This is a genomic window from Streptomyces guryensis (assembly GCF_021261325.1).
Lineage (GTDB): Bacteria > Actinomycetota > Actinomycetes > Streptomycetales > Streptomycetaceae > Streptomyces > Streptomyces guryensis.
Map to the genome: position 1 here is coordinate 86,654 of NZ_JAJSBI010000010.1, position 15,276 is coordinate 101,929.

Below are 15,276 nucleotides of genomic sequence, written 5' to 3' on the forward strand. Positions count from 1 at the left end.
GTGACTGTCATTCCGGGCCTTGACCGCCTGCACTCGCAGCTCAGCAAGCTGGAGGACATGTCCCCCGGCTATCTGACGGAGATTGTCGAGGGCAGCATCGTGATGAACCCGGTCAGGCCGTTTCACGGGACGACGATCCGGAGGGTGTCCACGGGTCTGGAAACGCAGCTTGCGCCAGTGTGGGAGGTGGCGAGCGATGTCGCGTTCCCCTTTGACGACGCCAACGGGTTCTGCCCGGACATCGCGGTCATCCCGGCCGAGGCGGAGGACGAGAACCGCGGTGCGTACTCCCCAGACCTGATCGAGTTCGTGGCCGAAGTGGTGTCGCCGGAAAGTGTCCGCCGCGTCTACGAGATCAAGCCACGTTGGTACGCCTCCCGAGGCATCGCCAACTACCTGATCCTCGACCCGTTGAAGGGGCACGCCGTCACGATGTGGAACCCGGGTCCCGACGGCTACCGAGGCCGCGACACCGTTGCCTACGGCCCGGACCTGACCGTCGACTCCCCGCTCGGCAAGCTGACGATTCGCACCGCTCACCTACCGATCGACCGGAAAGCCCGCCCTCAGCCCTGAACAGCGCGGGGCTCTGCGGCCCGCCGCCGGAACCAGAACGCCGCCGCCACACCCGCCGCCAGGCCGATCAGATGGGCCTGCCAGCTGACCCCTGACTGCAAGGGGGAGAGGCCCAGCAGGATCGAGCCGCCCCATATCGCGCCGATCAGCAGCCCGACCAGCACACCCAGCGGCCGACGCTCCACGAAGCCGCTGACCAGCAGGAAGCCGAAGAGGCCGAAGATCAGACCGGAGGCGCCCGCGGTGTTGGTGTGCGCCGGGGCGACGAGCCACACCCCGAGTCCGTCGGCCACGATGACGACCAGGCACAGCGCGGCGAACCGGCGTATCCCACCGAGCGCCGCGAGGAAGCCCATGACCAGCAGCGGCACGCTGTTGGCGGCCACATGGGCGAAGCCGAAGTGGATGAACGCGGCGGGGACGACATCCAGCAGCTCGGAGGGTTCGCGCGGTGTGATGCCCAGCCCGTCCAGCGCATGGCCGCTGAGCACGTCGACCACTTCCAGCAGCCACAGCAGCGCGACCCAGCCCACCATCAGCTTGGCCGCGGCCTTCGCCCGGTCCCCGCGCGACCACTCCAGCTCGCTGTCCGACATGGCAACCCCCACTGTCCGCCCGTCCCCGCTTGAAGAACGCCCGAGCCCCCTCGACCGGTTCCCACCCTGCGACGCCGGATAGGCTCGGTGTTGTGAACCCAGCCAAGCCAGGAGAGACGGCGCGTACACCTTGGATCGTAGGGGTGTCCGGCGCCTCCGGCACGCCTTATGCCGCGTCGGTGCTGCGCGCCCTCCTGGAGGCCGGCGAGAGCGTGGACCTGGTCGTCAGCCGGGCCTCGCGGCTCACGCTGCTGGACGAGACCGGGATCTCGTTCCGGGACGCCCACTGGCAGGACGACCTGCGGGAATGGCTCGGACGGGGTGCCGAAGGCAAGCCCGGGATCTTCGAGACGGACATCAGCGGGGTGCGGTACTGGCCGGCCGGGGACCTGGCCGCGGGGCCGTCCTCGGGCTCGTACCCGACCAAGGGCATGCTGATCGTGCCCGCCTCCACCGCCTGCGTGGCCGGTGTCGCCCTCGGCCTCTCCAAGGACCTGCTCCAGCGCGCGGCGAGCGTCACGCTCAAGGAGCGCCGGCCGCTGGTCGTGACCGTACGGGAGACCCCCTTGAACGGTCAGACCCTGCGGCACCTCGTCGCGCTCGACGACGCGGGCGCGACCGTGGTGCCCGCCTCGCCCGCCTTCTACGCGGGTGCCACCCACATCCAGGACCTGGTGGACTTCGTCGCCGGGCGGGTGCTGGACGCGGCAGGCGTCGAGCACGGCCTGTACCGGCGCTGGAACGGCGAACTGGGCGGCGGAAGCGGCGGCCGGTAGGGGCACGTCGCAGTACCTCTCATCAACTCGGGAATCTTCAGCGGAAGGCATCGAATCGCATGGACGCGGTGGACAGGCAGCTCATCCAGGCCCTGAGGGAGAACGGCCGGGCCTCGTACGCGGAGCTGGGGCGCCTCGTCGGCCTGTCGGGACCCAGCGTCACCGACCGCATCAACCGGCTGGAGGCGGCCGGTGTCATCACCGGCTACCGCGCCACCGTGGACGCCGCCTCGCTCGGCCTCGGCGTCACCGCCCTGATCGGCATCTCGCTGTCCGACGCCGCCGACCACGAGGACGTGGCCCAGCGGATGAAGGAACTCAGCGAGATCGAGGACTGCTGGTTCATCGCGGGGGACGACTCGTACATGCTCAAGGTGCGGGCGAACGACGTGGACGGTCTGGAGAGGATCATCCGGCGGCTCAGCGGCACCAAGGGCGTCTCCCGCACCCGTACGACGATCGTGCTCTCCACGAAGTGGGAGAACCGGGTCGGGGAACTGCCCGAAGAGGTCTAGTCGTACGGTTGTCGAAGTCGTCGGAGAAAAACGTCGGTGCCGTCGGAGATCGGTGTCGCCGGAGAAGGGTGTGGGCATGGACGTCGGGCTCAAGCGCGACCTGGAGGACAAGGTCAGGGCCGGTGAACGGCTGACCCGCGAGGACGGCATCGCGCTCTACGAGTCGGACGACCTGGCGTGGCTCGGCGGCCTCGCCCACGAGGTGCGCACGCGCAAGAACGGTGACGTGGTCCATTTCAACGTCAACCGCCACCTCAACATGACCAACGTCTGCACCGCCTCCTGCGCCTACTGCTCCTTCCAGCGCAAGCCGGGCGAGAAGGACGCGTACACGATGCGCATCGAGGAGGCGGTGAAGCTCGCCAAGGCGATGGAGGGCGAGAACCTCACCGAGCTGCACATCGTCAACGGGCTGCACCCGAACCTGCCGTGGCGCTACTACCCGCGCTCGCTGCGGGAGCTGAAGGCCGCCCTGCCGAACGTCTCGCTCAAGGCGTTCACGGCGACGGAGATCCACCACTTCGAGACGATCTCCGGGCTGAGCGCGAGCGAGATCCTGGACGAACTGATCGACGCGGGCCTGGAGTCCCTCACCGGCGGCGGCGCCGAGATCTTCGACTGGGAGGTCCGGCAGCACATCGTCGACCACCGCACCCACTGGGAGGACTGGTCGCGCATCCACCGCCTGGCGCACGAGAAGGGTCTGAAGACCCCGTGCACCATGCTGTACGGCCACATCGAGGAGCCGCGGCACCGCGTCGACCACGTGCTGCGCCTGCGCGAGCTCCAGGACGAGACCGGCGGCTTCCAGGTCTTCATCCCGCTGCGGTACCAGCACGACTTCGTGGACATGAAGGACGGGAAGGTCCGCAACCGCCTTCAGGCGCAGACGCAGATGGCGACCGGCGCGGAGGCCCTGAAGACCTTCGCGGTCTCCCGGCTGCTGTTCGACAACGTCCCGCACGTCAAGGTCTTCTGGGTCATGCACGGCGTCCAGACCGCGCAGCTCGCCCTCCAGCACGGTGCGGACGACATGGACGGCTCGGTCGTCGAGTACAAGATCACTCACGACGCGGACAACTACGGCACGCCGAACAAGCTGACCCGTGAGGATCTGCTGGACCTGATCCGGGACGCGGGGTTCCGGCCGGTGGAGCGGAACACCCGGTACGAGATCATTCGGGAGTACGACGGTCCTGACGCGGCTCGTCGGGAGTCGCCGCAGCCGATGCGGGTGTGACGGTTCCAGGTTGTTCTTCGGCCGCGGGTGCGTGGGGGCTGGTCGCGCCCCGCGGCGGAGCCGCAAAAGGAACGCGGTCCCGCGCCCCCAGGTGGGGTACCCGGGGCGCATGGCTACGAAGGCACCCGAGGCCGCCTATAGCGCCGAACCGTTTCTCCCCGAACGTGGCGGGCTCTCCTCCCTGCGCAAGGCTGCGGCCGAGTGCAGGGGGTGCCCCCTGCACCGCGCCGCCACGCAGACCGTGTTCGGCGCGGGTGCCGCGCACGCGCGCGTGATGCTCGTCGGGGAGCAGCCAGGGGACCAGGAGGACCGCCAGGGGAAGCCGTTCGTCGGCCCGGCGGGCAAGCTGCTCGACCGGGCTCTCGCCGAGGCCCGCCTGGATCCCGCGGACGCGTACGTCACGAACGCCGTCAAGCACTTCAAGTTCACCCGGGCCGAGCCCCGCAAGCGCCGTATCCACAAGGCGCCGAGCCTGCGGGAGATGACGGCGTGCGGGCCGTGGCCGGCCGCCGAGCTGGCGGTGGTCGAACCCGAGCTGATCGTGGTGCTGGGGGCCACCGCCGGGAAGGCGCTGCTGGGCTCCTCGTTCCGGGTCACGCAGGTGCGCGGGACGGTCCTGGAGGAGGAGATCCACGGCAGGCGGGAGCGCCTGGTGCCGACCGTGCACCCCTCGGCCGTCCTGCGGGCGGACGACAGGGAGGCGGCCTACCGGGGCCTCGTCTCGGATCTGGAGGTGGCGGCGCGGGCGCTGTCGTAATGCGTACCATTGTCCGGTGCCCCTTACCTTCACTCTCGACCCCGCCGTCACTCCCGCCCTGCGCGACGGGATCCTCGACCTGTGGGCCGACGTCTCGAACGCGGGCGGCTCGGTCGGCTTCGTACCGCCGGTCACGGCCGAGGAGATACGGCCGGAGCTCGTGAAGCACCTCGTCGCGATGGCGGAGGGGCGGACCCGGCTGCTGGTCGGCCTGGACGAGTCCGGCGCGGTCGCGGCCACCGCCTTCTTCAGCTTCAACACCCACCGGCTGATGACGCACTGGGTATGGCTGTACACGGTGATGGTGCACCCCCGTCACCAGGGCAGGGGATACGGCCGGGACCTCCTCGCCGCCGCCGAGGGCGCGGCCCGCGGCTTCGACGGCATCGACGCGATCCGGCTCACCTGCCGCGGCGGGAACGGCCTGGAGCGGTTCTACGGCTCCTGCGGCTACAAGGAGGTCGGACGGGTCCCGGACGCCATCCGCGTCGCCCCGGACGACTACCGCGACGACGTCTTCATGCTGCTCCCGCTGGGCTGAGAACGGTGAACAAAGGCCGTGCGGCCTGGCACACCCCCCTGCAAGATCGGGTCCCGGGCGTGCTTCACTGGACGGTGCCCTTTGGGAATGTTCGTACCGTTGACGGAAGAGTGGATTGAGATGCTCCGCTACACGCTGATGCGCCTCGGGATCTTCGCGGGCTGCTTCGTGGTCGTCTGGGGCCTCGTCTACTCCGGCATCGTCCCGCGCGGCTACGGCGCCTCCAACTTCATGTGGCTCTGTCTGCTGGCGCTGGTGATCTCCGCCCCCATCAGCTTCGTCGTCCTGCGCAGGGAGCGCGACCGCGCCTCCGTGAAGGTCGTCGAGCGGGTGGACCGGATGAAGGCCGGCTTCGCGGCGAACGCCGCCCAGGAGGACGAGGCGGACGACGCGAGCCGCGCGCAGGGCCAGGCACCCCAGGCTTCCTAGCGGGGTTGAGGGGGCCTGCTCCCAATTACCCTTGCCCCATGGGTGCCGTGAAGACCAAGCGCATGCCGCGGGCGGTCCGTGAGCAGCAGATGATGGACGCCGCCGTGCGCACCTTCGGGCAGCGTGGGTACATGGCCGCGTCGATGGACGAGATCGCCGAACTGGCGGGCGTGTCCAAGCCGTTGGTGTACCTGTACCTGAATTCGAAGGAAGACCTGTTCACGGCCTGCATCCGCCGGGAGGCGACGGCGCTCGTCGAGGCGGTCCGGACCGGTGTCGTGCCCGATCTGCCCGCCGACCGCCAGCTGTGGGAAGGGCTGCGGGCGTTCTTCACGCACACCGCGCAGAACCCGGACGGCTGGGCGGTGCTGCACCTTCAGGCCCGTACCCGCGAACCCTTCGCGGCCGAGGTCACCGCGATGCGCGAGGAGATCGTCGCGTTCGTGACGCAGCTCATCGTCGTGGCGGCCAGGGAGGCGCACCGGGATCCGAACCTCCCCGAGCGGGAGGTCGCCGGGCTCGCCGAGGCCCTGGTCGGCGCCGCCGAGTCCCTCGCCGCCTGGGCCAACGCCACCCCGGGCGCCTCGGCCCGGCAGGCCGCGGCCACCCTCATGAACTTCGCCTGGGCGGGCCTGGGCAACCTCATGGAGGGACGGCCCTGGTCGCCGCCGGCCACGCAGGAGTCATGACGTGGCGTCAGCCGCCCCGAGGCCGCTGACGCTTCCGCTCAGATGGACGCGGTCCCCGCTCCCGCGCAGCTCGAACCGGCCCCCGTCCGCCGCATACGTCACCGTCCCCGGCAGCAGCACCGGCGCCCTGAACCGCGCCTCCACCCGGGCGCGTTCGGGCACCCCGTGCGCGGCGAGGCAGCGGGCCACCGTCCACATGCCGTGCGCGATGGCGCGGGGGAAGCCGAAGAGGCGGGCGGTGAGCGGGTGCAGATGGATGGGGTTGCGGTCGCCGGACGCGGCGCCGTACCGCCGCCCGACGTCGGCGGCCAGCCGCCACTCGGCGACAGCGGGCAGCCGTTCCCGGTCGTCCCCGGTCGCCCCGCCGGAATGCTGCGTCCGGTGCCGCGCCAGATACGTGCTCCGCGACTCCCATACGACGTCGCCGTCGGCCCGCATCTCCGTGATCACCGAGGCCTCGGTGCCGCGCCGATGCGGCTCCAGCCCGCCCACGTGCACGGAGAGTTCGTACTCCCCGGTCGCCGCGGGCGCCCGCCGCTGCGTGATCTCGATCGACGTGTGGACCAGGCCGAGCAGCGGCAGCGGGAAGCCCCGGGCGCTCATCAGCCGCATGGCCAGCGGGAAGCCCAGCACATGCGGGTAGGTCGCCGGCAGCGCGTCGTCGCCGGTCGCGAAGCCGCACACCCGCTCGTACGCCGCCAGCCGCGCCAGGTCGATGCGCAGTCCGGGCAGGACGAGCCGGCTGCGGGGGAAGTCGGCGTCCGGGCGCGGGCGTTTGAAGGGGGACAGCAGGGCACCGCGGGCCAGCAGGGGCGCGAGGGCGGGGGCACCGGGCAGGACGACGGGCATCGACATTCCGAAAACTCCCCACGGGCGCTCTGCTTGGTCTGCTTACTCCGGAGTCAGGTTACCCGAGGTAAGGCCAGGTGGGGGCAGGTCAGAAGATGAAAAATGTTCACCATGCCGTCCGGTAGGGCCTTATCGGCAAGAAAGGCCACGAGATTGCACATCCCCGACGCATCCCCGACGCCGGACCACCTTGGAACCCACACCGGCTCATCACGGGCGCGCCGTACGATCACCTCCCCTTGACCTGCGGTAACTCCCCCGCAGGGCAGCTCTGGTGAACGTCTGGAGTCGCCCGTGTCCACCTCGCAGCCGTCCGCGCCCGCCGCCGTCCACGCCACGACGTACGACGGCACGCCGGTTCTCGTGGAGCCCGTGATCCGGCGGCTGGACGGGGCGGTGCGCGAGGTCTCCGTGCCGCCCTTCGTCCCGCCGGTGACCTACGGCTCGCTCGCCGACCTGCCCTTCGACAACGCGCGCATCGCGCCCGACGACAAGGTGCTCAGCCGCCGCACCGAGTCGGGCCCGTGGGCGGACGTGACGGCGGCCGACTTCGCCGACGAGGTGCTGGCGGTGGCGAAAGGGCTGATCGCCGCGGGGCTGGCACCGGGGGACCGTATCGCCGTGATGGCGCGGACGATCTACGAGTGGACGCTCCTCGACTTCGCCGCATGGGCCGCCGGCCTGGTCACCGTCCCGATCTACCCCACATCCTCCGTCTTCCAGACCCGGTGGATCCTCCAGGACTCCGGCGCGGTGGCCCTGGTGACGGAGACCCCCGGGCAGGCGGCGGCCCTCGGCCCCGAACTCGACCGGGTGCCGGACCTGCGGCACCTCTGGGTCATCGAGAAGGGCCATGTGGAGCGGCTGGCGGAGCGGGGCGTCCAGGTGCCGGACCAGGAAGTGGACGTACGGCGCGGGATGCTGAGCCCCGACACGCTCGCCACCGTCGTCTACACCTCGGGCACGACGGGCCGCCCCAAAGGCTGCGCGATCACGCACGGCAATTTCTTCGCCGAGGTCGACAACGCCATCGAGCTCCTCTACCCGGTGTTCCGGTCCCGGACCAGCGAAGAGGCGTCCATCCTGCACTTCCTGCCCATGTCGCACATCTTCGGCCGCATGGTGGCGGTCGCCTGCATACGGGCCCGGGTGCGGCTGGGCCACGCGCCGAGCCTGAAGTCGGAGGATCTCCTCCCCGACCTGGCGAGCTTCCGCCCGACCTGCCTCGTCGCCATCCCGTACATGCTGGAGAAGGTGTTCAACGTGGCTCGTGCGAAGGCCGAGACCGGCGGCCGGGCCACCTCCTTCGACCGCGCGGCCGGCGTGGCCCGCCGGTACGGGGAGGCGACGGAGGCCCGCCACGCCGGCACGGGTCCCGGCCCGAGCGCCGCGCTGAAGGCCGCCCGCACCTTCTACGACCCGCTCGTCTACCGCCGTATCCGGGGCGCCATGGGTGGCAGGGTCCGCTACATGATCTGCGGCGGCTCCCCGCTGGGCCGCCGGCTGGCCGCGTTCTACGCCGGGGCGGGCATAGAGATCTACGAGGGCTACGGCCTCACGGAGGTGACCGGCGCCTCCACCGTGACCCCGCCCCTCAAACCCCGCCTGGGCACGGTGGGCTGGCCCCTGCCGGGAACGAAGGTCCGTATCGCCGCCGACGGCGAGATCCTGCTGGCCGGCGACCACGTCCTGCGCGGCTACTGGGACCCGAACGCGGGCGGCATCGTCCCGGCGACCGTCGACGGCTGGCTGGCCACCGGCGACATCGGCCGCCTGGACGAGGAGGGCTACCTCTACATCACCGGCCGGAAGAAGGAACTGCTGATCACGGCGGGCGGCAAGAGCGTCGCCCCGGCCCCGCTGGAGAACTGGCTCCGCGCCCACCCCCTGATCTCCCAGGTCATGGTCGTCGGCGACGCCCGGCCCTACGTCGGCGCCCTGGTCACCCTGGACATGGAGGGCGTCAGCCACTGGCGCCGGATGCACGGCAAGTACCCCGTCCCGGCCCAACTGCTCCTGGACGACGACGACTTGAGGCAGGTCCTGCAGCGAGCGGTGAACGAGGCCAACAAACTGGTCTCCCGCCCGGAGTCCATCCGCCGCTTCACCATCCTCCCGGTCGACTTCACGGAGGAGGCGGGACATCTGACCCCGTCGATGAAGCTGAAGAGAGAAGCGATAGCGGAGGAGTTCGCCACACAGATCGAGCAGCTCTATGACCCCGCGGGTGCAGGAGCGCCCTGAAGGGGCGCGGGGCTGTATCGATACGCGGCTCCGCCGCGTGAGCGTGATCAGCCACGACGGCGCGTCAGACGACAAACCACGGCACAACCCCACCCCAAAACCCCCGGAGGGCCCGCACCAACTCGACACGCCGGCCCCGTACGATCGCCGTTCTAACCCGCGGTAACCCCGAAGCCGCACACCGCTGGTGAACGTCTCGGTACGCGCAGTACGTACAACAGCAGAGCGGAACCGAGCTGCACGCCCCAGGAGCTGCCATGTCCGTGCCCGTGCCCTACCCGTCCGCGTCCGACTACGACGGTGTGCCCCAGCTGGTGGAGCCCGAGATCCGGCGGCTGGACGGCGAAGTACGTGAGGCCTCGGTCCCGCCGCTGGTCGCGCCGCCCACCCACGGCTCGCTCGCCGACCTGCCGTTCGACAACGCGGAGGCGGCACCCGACGCCCGCGTCCTCAGCCGCCGTACGGAGGACGGGGACTGGGCGGATGCCACGGCGGCGGAGTTCGCGGAGCAGGTCCTGGCCCTGGCCAAGGGCCTGATCTCGGAAGGGCTGGTGGCCGGCGACCGTATCGCCGTCATGGCGCGGACGATCTACGAGTGGACGCTCCTCGACTTCGCCGCATGGGCCGCCGGCCTGGTCACCGTCCCGATCTACCCCACCTCCTCCGTGTACCAGACCCGGTGGATCCTCCAGGACTCCGGCGCGGTGGCCCTGGTGACGGAGACCGCCGGGCAGGCGGCGGCCCTCGGCCCCGAACTCAGCCGCCTGCCCGATCTGCGGCACATGTGGATCGTGGAGAAGGGGCATCTGGAGCGGCTGGCCGAACTCGGCGTGCCCGTCCCCGACCAGGAAGTCGCCGTACGCCGCGGGATGCTGGTCCCCGACACGCTCGCCACGGTCATCTACACCTCGGGCACCACCGGCCGCCCCAAGGGCTGCGTGCTCACCCACGGCAACTTCCTCTCCGAGGTCGACAACGCGACCGAACTCCTCTACCCCATCTTCAAGTCGAAGGCGGAAGACCCGGCCACCCTGCTCTTCCTCCCCATGTCGCACGTCTTCGGCCGCATGGTGGCGATCGCCTGCATCCGTGCCCGGGTCCGCGTCGGCCACGCCGCGAGCCTGCAGGCGGACGACCTCCTGGCCGATCTGGGCGCCTTCCGCCCGACCTTCCTCCTGTGCATCCCGTACATGCTGGAGAAGGTCTACAACAACGCCCGCGCCAAGGCGGAGGTCGGCGGCCGGGTCTCCGCCTTCGACCGGGCGGCAAGCGTGGCCGTGCGCTACGGCGAGGCGATGGAGGCCCGCCACGCCGGCACCGGCTCCGGCCCGGGCGCCGCCCTCAAGGCGTCCCGCGCCTTCTACGACCCGCTCGTCTACCGCCGCATCCGCAACGCCATGGGCGGCCGCATCCGCCACATCATCTCCGGAGGCTCCCCCCTCGGCCGCCGCCTGGCCGCCTTCTACGCGGGCGCCGGCATGGAGATCTACGAGGGCTACGGCCTCACCGAGTCCACCGGCGCGGCAACGGTCACCCCGCCCCTCAAACCCCGCCTGGGCACGGTGGGCTGGCCCATGCCCGGCACCAAGGTCCGCATCGCGGCCGACGGCGAGATCCTCCTCCAGGGCGGCCAGGTCTTCCGCGGCTACTGGGACCCGCAGGGCGGCGGACTGATCCCGTCCTCCACGGACGGCTGGTTCCCGACCGGCGACATCGGCCGCCTCGACGACGAGGGCTACCTCACGATCACCGGCCGCAAGAAGGAGATCCTGATCACGGCGGGCGGCAAGAACACCGCGCCGGCACCCCTGGAGAACTGGCTCCGTTCACACCCCCTGATCTCCCAGTGCATGGTCGTCGGCGACCGCCGCCCGTACATCGCCGCACTCATCACCCTCGACATGGAGGGCGTCAGCCACTGGCGCCGGATGAACGGCCGGCACCCCGTCCCCGCGGAACTCCTCGTCGAGGACGACGAGTTGAGGGCGATCCTGCAACGCGCGGTCGACGAGGCCAACAAACTGGTCTCCCGCCCGGAATCCATCCGCCGCTTCGCCATCGTGCCCCAGGACTTCACGGAGGAGGCGGGCCACCTGACCCCGTCGATGAAGCTGCGACGGGAGGCGGTCATGCGGGACTTCGCGGCGGAGGTGGAGGGGCTGTACGACAGGTAGCGCCCCGCAGGCAACGAGGGGTGCCGCGTCACGGCCGCCGAGGTTAGATGCAACTCGGGCCAGGGCATCAGGAGTTGGTGACGTCCGAACCGGCTGCCCCCGACGGGGATCCCGCCCGCACGGAAGTGCCCGCCCCCGCACCGGAACTGCTCGACCTCTACAAGATGGCCGTCGAGATGTCGGACCGCGTCTCCGCCCGGCGCGGTGCCGCGAACGCCTTCTTCCTCTCCGTTCAGACCGCTTTCATCGGCGCGCTGGGCATCACCGCCACCGACGGCCAGAGTGTGCCGTGGTGGGCCGCGCTCGTACTGACGCTCGCCGGAATCTCCATCTCCGTCGTCTGGTGGCTCCAGTTGCGCAGTTACCGCGTGCTCAACCGCGCGAAATTCGACATCATCAATGCCGTGGAACCGCAACTTCCGCTGCAAATCTTCAGCAAGGAATGGGAGATACTGACGGAGAATTCCGGCGGACCGTGGTGGGCCAGCTACACCGAGTTGGGGGAGACCGAAAGGAAAGTCCCCTGGGTATTTGCGGCATTGCACGCAGGTCTGTTCATCGGCATACTCTGCACGTGAGTTATCTGAGCGCGGACGCCGGTCTGATCCGCGAACTTCTGCCGCCGCAGGCCCGGCCCGCGGAGGACTCCGACGGCCTCTTCCTGCTCTACGCCGTCCTCATGCGGGCCAAAGGGGAACAAGTCACCGCGGCCGATGTCCACGACGCCTGGACCGCCTGGATGCAGCTCAGGAACCCGGACCACGCCGCGCTCGTCCCCTTCGACGAGCTCTCCCCGGTCACCCGGCGCGAGGACGAGCCCTACGCCCAGGCCATCCAGGCCGCGGCCCGGGTCCGGTCAAAAGACAGGTCCTGAAACGCGTGAATGGCCGGCCCGGAAAGCAGGGCGGCAATAAGGGATTTGATTGACCCGGCAGCGCGCGGCTCTTGACTTCCCAAGACCCCCGCGCCACATTCCCACCCCGTACTTCCGCACGTCCGCACCTCCGCACCTGCGCACCTCACCCCACCCCTCGTCCGGTTGGAGCGACCCGCCATGGCCACGAGCGCGGAACCTGCGAGACGTACAGCACGACCCACCCGGAGACAGGTACTCGGTACCACGGCCGCCACCGGTCTCGCCCTGGCCGCCGGCACCGGCACCCGCACGGCCGCCGCCGCCGACCTCCCTCTCCTCGGCACCTATGACGTCGTCGTCATCGGCTCCGGCGCTGCCGGCATGACCGCCGCGCTCGCGGCGGCCAAGCAGGGGCTGACCACCGTCGTGGTCGAAAAGGCCCCGACGTTCGGCGGGTCCGCGGCCCGTTCCGGTGCCGGCATCTGGATCCCCAACAATCCCGTGCTGCTCGCCGCCGGGGTCCCGGACACCCCCGCCAAGGCCGCCGCCTACCTCGCCGCGGTCGTCGGCCCGGACGTTCCCGTGGCCCGGCAGAGCGCCTTCCTGGCCCACGGCCCCGCCATGATCTCCTTCGTCATGGCCAACAGCCCGCTCCGCTTCCGGTGGATGGAGGGCTACAGCGACTACTACCCGGAGCTGCCGGGCGGTCTGCCGGGCGGCCGCTCCATCGAGCCCGACCAGTTCGACGGCAACCTCCTCGGCGCCGAACTCGCCCATCTCAATCCGCCGTACATGCAAGTCCCCTCCGGCATGGTCGTGTTCAGCGCCGACTACAAGTGGCTCGCCCTCGCCGCCGTGAGCGCCAAGGGCGCCGCCGTCGCCACCGAGTGCCTGGCGCGCGGTACGAAGGCGGCGGTGCTGGGGCAGACGCCGTTGACCATGGGGCAGTCGCTGGCCGCCGGACTGCGCAAGGGGCTGCTGGACGCGGGCGTCCCCGTCCGCCTCGGCACCCCGCTCACCGACCTGTTCGTCGAGAGCGGCGCCGTCACCGGGGCGGTGGTCGTCAAAGACGGCACCCTCGCTCTCGTACGCGCCCGCCGTGCCGTGATCGTCGGCTCCGGCGGCTTCGAGCACAACGGTGCCATGCGCGCCCAGTACCAGCGGCAGCCCATCGGGACGGAGTGGACGGTCGGCGCGAAGGAGAACACGGGGGACGGCATCCGGGCGGGGCGGCAACTGGGCGCCGCACTCGGTCTGATGGACGACGCCTGGTGGGGACCGGCCATCCCGCTCCCCGGCCAGCCCTACTTCTGTCTCGCCGAACGCACCCTCCCCGGTGGCCTCCTCATCGACGCGGCGGGCTCCCGCTTCGTCAACGAGGCCGGCCCCTACAGCGACGTCGTCCACACCATGTACGACCGCAACCCCGCCGACCCCGACATCCCGGCCTGGCTGATCGTCGACCAGAACTACCGCAACCGGTACCTGTTCAAGGACGTCGCCCCGACCCTCGGCTTCCCCGACGACTGGTACACCTCGGGGGCGGCGCACAAGGCCTGGACCCTCGACGCCCTCGCCGCCTCCGTCGGCGTCCCGGCCGCGGCCCTGCGCGCCACGGTCGACCGCTTCAACTCCCTTGCCCTGAAAGGGACCGACAGTGACTTCCACCGCGGCGACAGCGCTTACGACCACTACTACACGGACCCCTCCGTCCTCCCGAACTCCTGCCTCGCACCCCTGTGGCTGCCGCCGTACCACGCCTTCCGCATCGTCCCCGGGGACCTGGGCACGAAGGGCGGGCTGGTCACGGACGAGCGGGCGCGCGTCCTGCGGGCGGACGGCTCGGTGATCCCCGGCCTGTACGCCGCCGGGAACGCCAGCGCCGCCGTGATGGGGCACAGCTATGCCGGCGCGGGGTCGACCATCGGCCCCGCGATGACCTTCGGCTACATCGCGGCGCTGGACATCGCCGGGACGCTCTAGGAGGCCACCGCTGCCGGCTTGCGGGCTATGAGGAAGGCCTGCGGCGACGTCTCGTCCAGGCTTTCCTCCGGCTCCCGCACCGTCCGCGAGAGGAGTGTGAAGCCCGCGTCCGCCAACAGCCGGATCATGTCCTCGGGCTTGCGGCGCTGGAAGGTCAGTGAGACCGGGCGGCCCCAGGGGCGGTCGTGGTGGCGGTGCCTGTCGCCCGCCTGGAAGCCGACGAGGAGATGGCCGCCGGGTGCGAGCACGCGGTGGAGCTCGGCGAACAGGGCGGGCAGTTCGTCCACCGGGGTGTGGATGGAGGAGTACCAGGAGAGCGCCCCGGCCAGCGTCCCGTCGGGAATGTCCAGGTCCAGCATCGAGCCCTGCTCGAAACGCATCCCCGGATTCTCCCGGCGGGCGACCGCCAGCATCGACTCCGACAGGTCGAGGCCGAAGACGTCCAGTCCGAGCGAGGCGAGCCGGGCCGTCGTCCGGCCGGGACCGCACCCCAGGTCGGCCACCGGCCCCTCGCCGCCCACGAGTTCGGCGAACACCTGGATGATCGCCCGCTCCAGCGGCCTGTCCGCGAGCTCGCGCTCGAACAGGGCGGCGTAGTCCTCGGCCACCGCGTCGTAGAACGTCCGGGTGCTGATGAGGAAGTCGGGTTCGGGCGCGGTCTCGTCGCCGTTCCGGGTCTCGTCACGGGTCTCGGTCATGGTCAGAACCGTAGCGACCACCACTGACAATCGACCGCCTCCTCGACCACCCGTGCTCAGGCCACCCCGACGGCTCGCAGCACCGCCGCCGTCCCCGCCGCCCCCAGCACCACGACCACGAACGGCGCCCTTCGCCACGCCAGCCCACCCCCGACCAGCACCCCCAGCGGCCGCGCCCACCCCGCGAAGCCCCCGCTCTCCGTGAGCGCGCCCGTCGCCAGCAGGGCGGCCAGCAGCACGATCGCCCCCGCCGACAGCAGCTCCTGCACCCGCGCCGGAAGTTCCACGCGCCCGTGCAGCGCGGGACCGGCCAGCCGGAAGAGGTATGTCCCGACCGCCAGGGCCAGGATCAT

General features: G+C 70.7%; 17 protein-coding genes. 13 read left to right on the forward strand and 4 right to left on the reverse strand.

All coding sequences use genetic code 11. The features are described from left to right. The first annotated feature begins 9 nt into the window (after positions 1-9). Positions 10-576, forward strand: a complete 567-nt coding sequence (locus LJ657_RS21020) for a Uma2 family endonuclease (protein WP_308117069.1) — start codon at positions 10-12, stop codon at positions 574-576. On the opposite strand, the gene LJ657_RS21025 is transcribed toward LJ657_RS21020, so the two are convergent. Continuing rightward, on the reverse strand, positions 567-1,172 hold the full coding sequence (locus LJ657_RS21025) for a rhomboid family intramembrane serine protease (RefSeq protein WP_232650310.1): 606 nt from the start codon (positions 1,170-1,172) through the stop codon (positions 567-569). The genes LJ657_RS21020 and LJ657_RS21025 overlap by 10 nt on opposite strands. A gap of 92 nt (positions 1,173-1,264) precedes the next feature. Between LJ657_RS21025 and LJ657_RS21030 the strand changes: the two genes are divergently transcribed. The 7 genes from LJ657_RS21030 to LJ657_RS21060 all read left to right on the forward strand — a co-directional run bounded on the left by LJ657_RS21030 (position 1,265) and on the right by LJ657_RS21060 (position 6,119). After that, complete coding sequence (locus LJ657_RS21030) at positions 1,265-1,948, forward strand: UbiX family flavin prenyltransferase (RefSeq protein WP_232650311.1); 684 nt, start codon at positions 1,265-1,267, stop codon at positions 1,946-1,948. 59 nt (positions 1,949-2,007) lie between these two features. Further along, positions 2,008-2,463, forward strand: coding sequence for an Lrp/AsnC family transcriptional regulator (locus LJ657_RS21035; RefSeq protein ID WP_232650312.1), 456 nt, complete (start codon positions 2,008-2,010; stop codon positions 2,461-2,463). A gap of 76 nt (positions 2,464-2,539) precedes the next feature. Then, positions 2,540-3,703 carry an aminofutalosine synthase MqnE gene (mqnE, locus tag LJ657_RS21040; RefSeq protein ID WP_232650313.1) on the forward strand — a complete coding sequence of 388 codons (1,164 nt, stop codon included), beginning with the start codon at positions 2,540-2,542 and terminating at the stop codon, positions 3,701-3,703. 109 nt (positions 3,704-3,812) lie between these two features. After that, positions 3,813-4,460 carry a UdgX family uracil-DNA binding protein gene (locus tag LJ657_RS21045; protein WP_232650314.1) on the forward strand — a complete coding sequence of 216 codons (648 nt, stop codon included), beginning with the start codon at positions 3,813-3,815 and terminating at the stop codon, positions 4,458-4,460. Positions 4,461-4,476: 16 nt separating this feature from the next. Continuing rightward, on the forward strand, positions 4,477-5,001 hold the full coding sequence (locus LJ657_RS21050) for a GNAT family N-acetyltransferase (protein WP_232650315.1): 525 nt from the start codon (positions 4,477-4,479) through the stop codon (positions 4,999-5,001). A gap of 120 nt (positions 5,002-5,121) precedes the next feature. Continuing rightward, positions 5,122-5,430 (forward strand): DUF4229 domain-containing protein, encoded by a 309-nt coding sequence (locus tag LJ657_RS21055; protein ID WP_232650316.1) that lies wholly within the window; start codon positions 5,122-5,124, stop codon positions 5,428-5,430. A 38-nt stretch (positions 5,431-5,468) separates the two neighbouring features. Then, positions 5,469-6,119 (forward strand): TetR/AcrR family transcriptional regulator, encoded by a 651-nt coding sequence (locus tag LJ657_RS21060; RefSeq protein ID WP_232650317.1) that lies wholly within the window; start codon positions 5,469-5,471, stop codon positions 6,117-6,119. Here the strand turns inward: LJ657_RS21060 and LJ657_RS21065 are convergent. Further along, a complete protein-coding gene (locus LJ657_RS21065) occupies positions 6,114-6,968 on the reverse strand; it encodes a MaoC family dehydratase (RefSeq protein ID WP_232650481.1) in 855 nt (284 codons plus the stop codon). The genes LJ657_RS21060 and LJ657_RS21065 overlap by 6 nt on opposite strands. 294 nt (positions 6,969-7,262) lie before the next feature. On the opposite strand from LJ657_RS21065, the gene LJ657_RS21070 reads away from it, so the two are divergent. From LJ657_RS21070 to kstD, 5 genes are all read left to right on the forward strand, one after another. After that, entirely contained in the window at positions 7,263-9,212 is a 1,950-nt protein-coding gene (locus LJ657_RS21070) for an AMP-dependent synthetase/ligase (RefSeq protein WP_232650318.1), read from the forward strand. Between the two features lie 257 nt (positions 9,213-9,469). After that, complete coding sequence (locus LJ657_RS21075) at positions 9,470-11,386, forward strand: AMP-dependent synthetase/ligase (RefSeq protein WP_232650319.1); 1,917 nt, start codon at positions 9,470-9,472, stop codon at positions 11,384-11,386. Positions 11,387-11,463: 77 nt separating this feature from the next. Next, positions 11,464-11,964, forward strand: coding sequence for a RipA family octameric membrane protein (locus LJ657_RS21080; RefSeq protein WP_232650320.1), 501 nt, complete (start codon positions 11,464-11,466; stop codon positions 11,962-11,964). After that, positions 11,961-12,260, forward strand: coding sequence for a DUF7701 domain-containing protein (locus LJ657_RS21085; RefSeq protein WP_232650321.1), 300 nt, complete (start codon positions 11,961-11,963; stop codon positions 12,258-12,260). The genes LJ657_RS21080 and LJ657_RS21085 overlap by 4 nt, the downstream gene beginning before the upstream one ends. A 180-nt stretch (positions 12,261-12,440) precedes the next feature. Next, positions 12,441-14,225, forward strand: a complete 1,785-nt coding sequence (gene kstD, locus LJ657_RS21090; protein WP_232650322.1) for a 3-oxosteroid 1-dehydrogenase — start codon at positions 12,441-12,443, stop codon at positions 14,223-14,225. Here kstD and LJ657_RS21095 read toward each other — a convergent pair. Beyond that, positions 14,222-14,923 (reverse strand): class I SAM-dependent DNA methyltransferase, encoded by a 702-nt coding sequence (locus tag LJ657_RS21095; protein WP_232650323.1) that lies wholly within the window; start codon positions 14,921-14,923, stop codon positions 14,222-14,224. The two genes, kstD and LJ657_RS21095, sit on opposite strands and share 4 nt — an antisense overlap. Before the next feature lie 56 nt (positions 14,924-14,979). After that, a complete protein-coding gene (locus tag LJ657_RS21100) occupies positions 14,980-15,276 on the reverse strand; it encodes an AzlD domain-containing protein (protein WP_269786761.1) in 297 nt (98 codons plus the stop codon).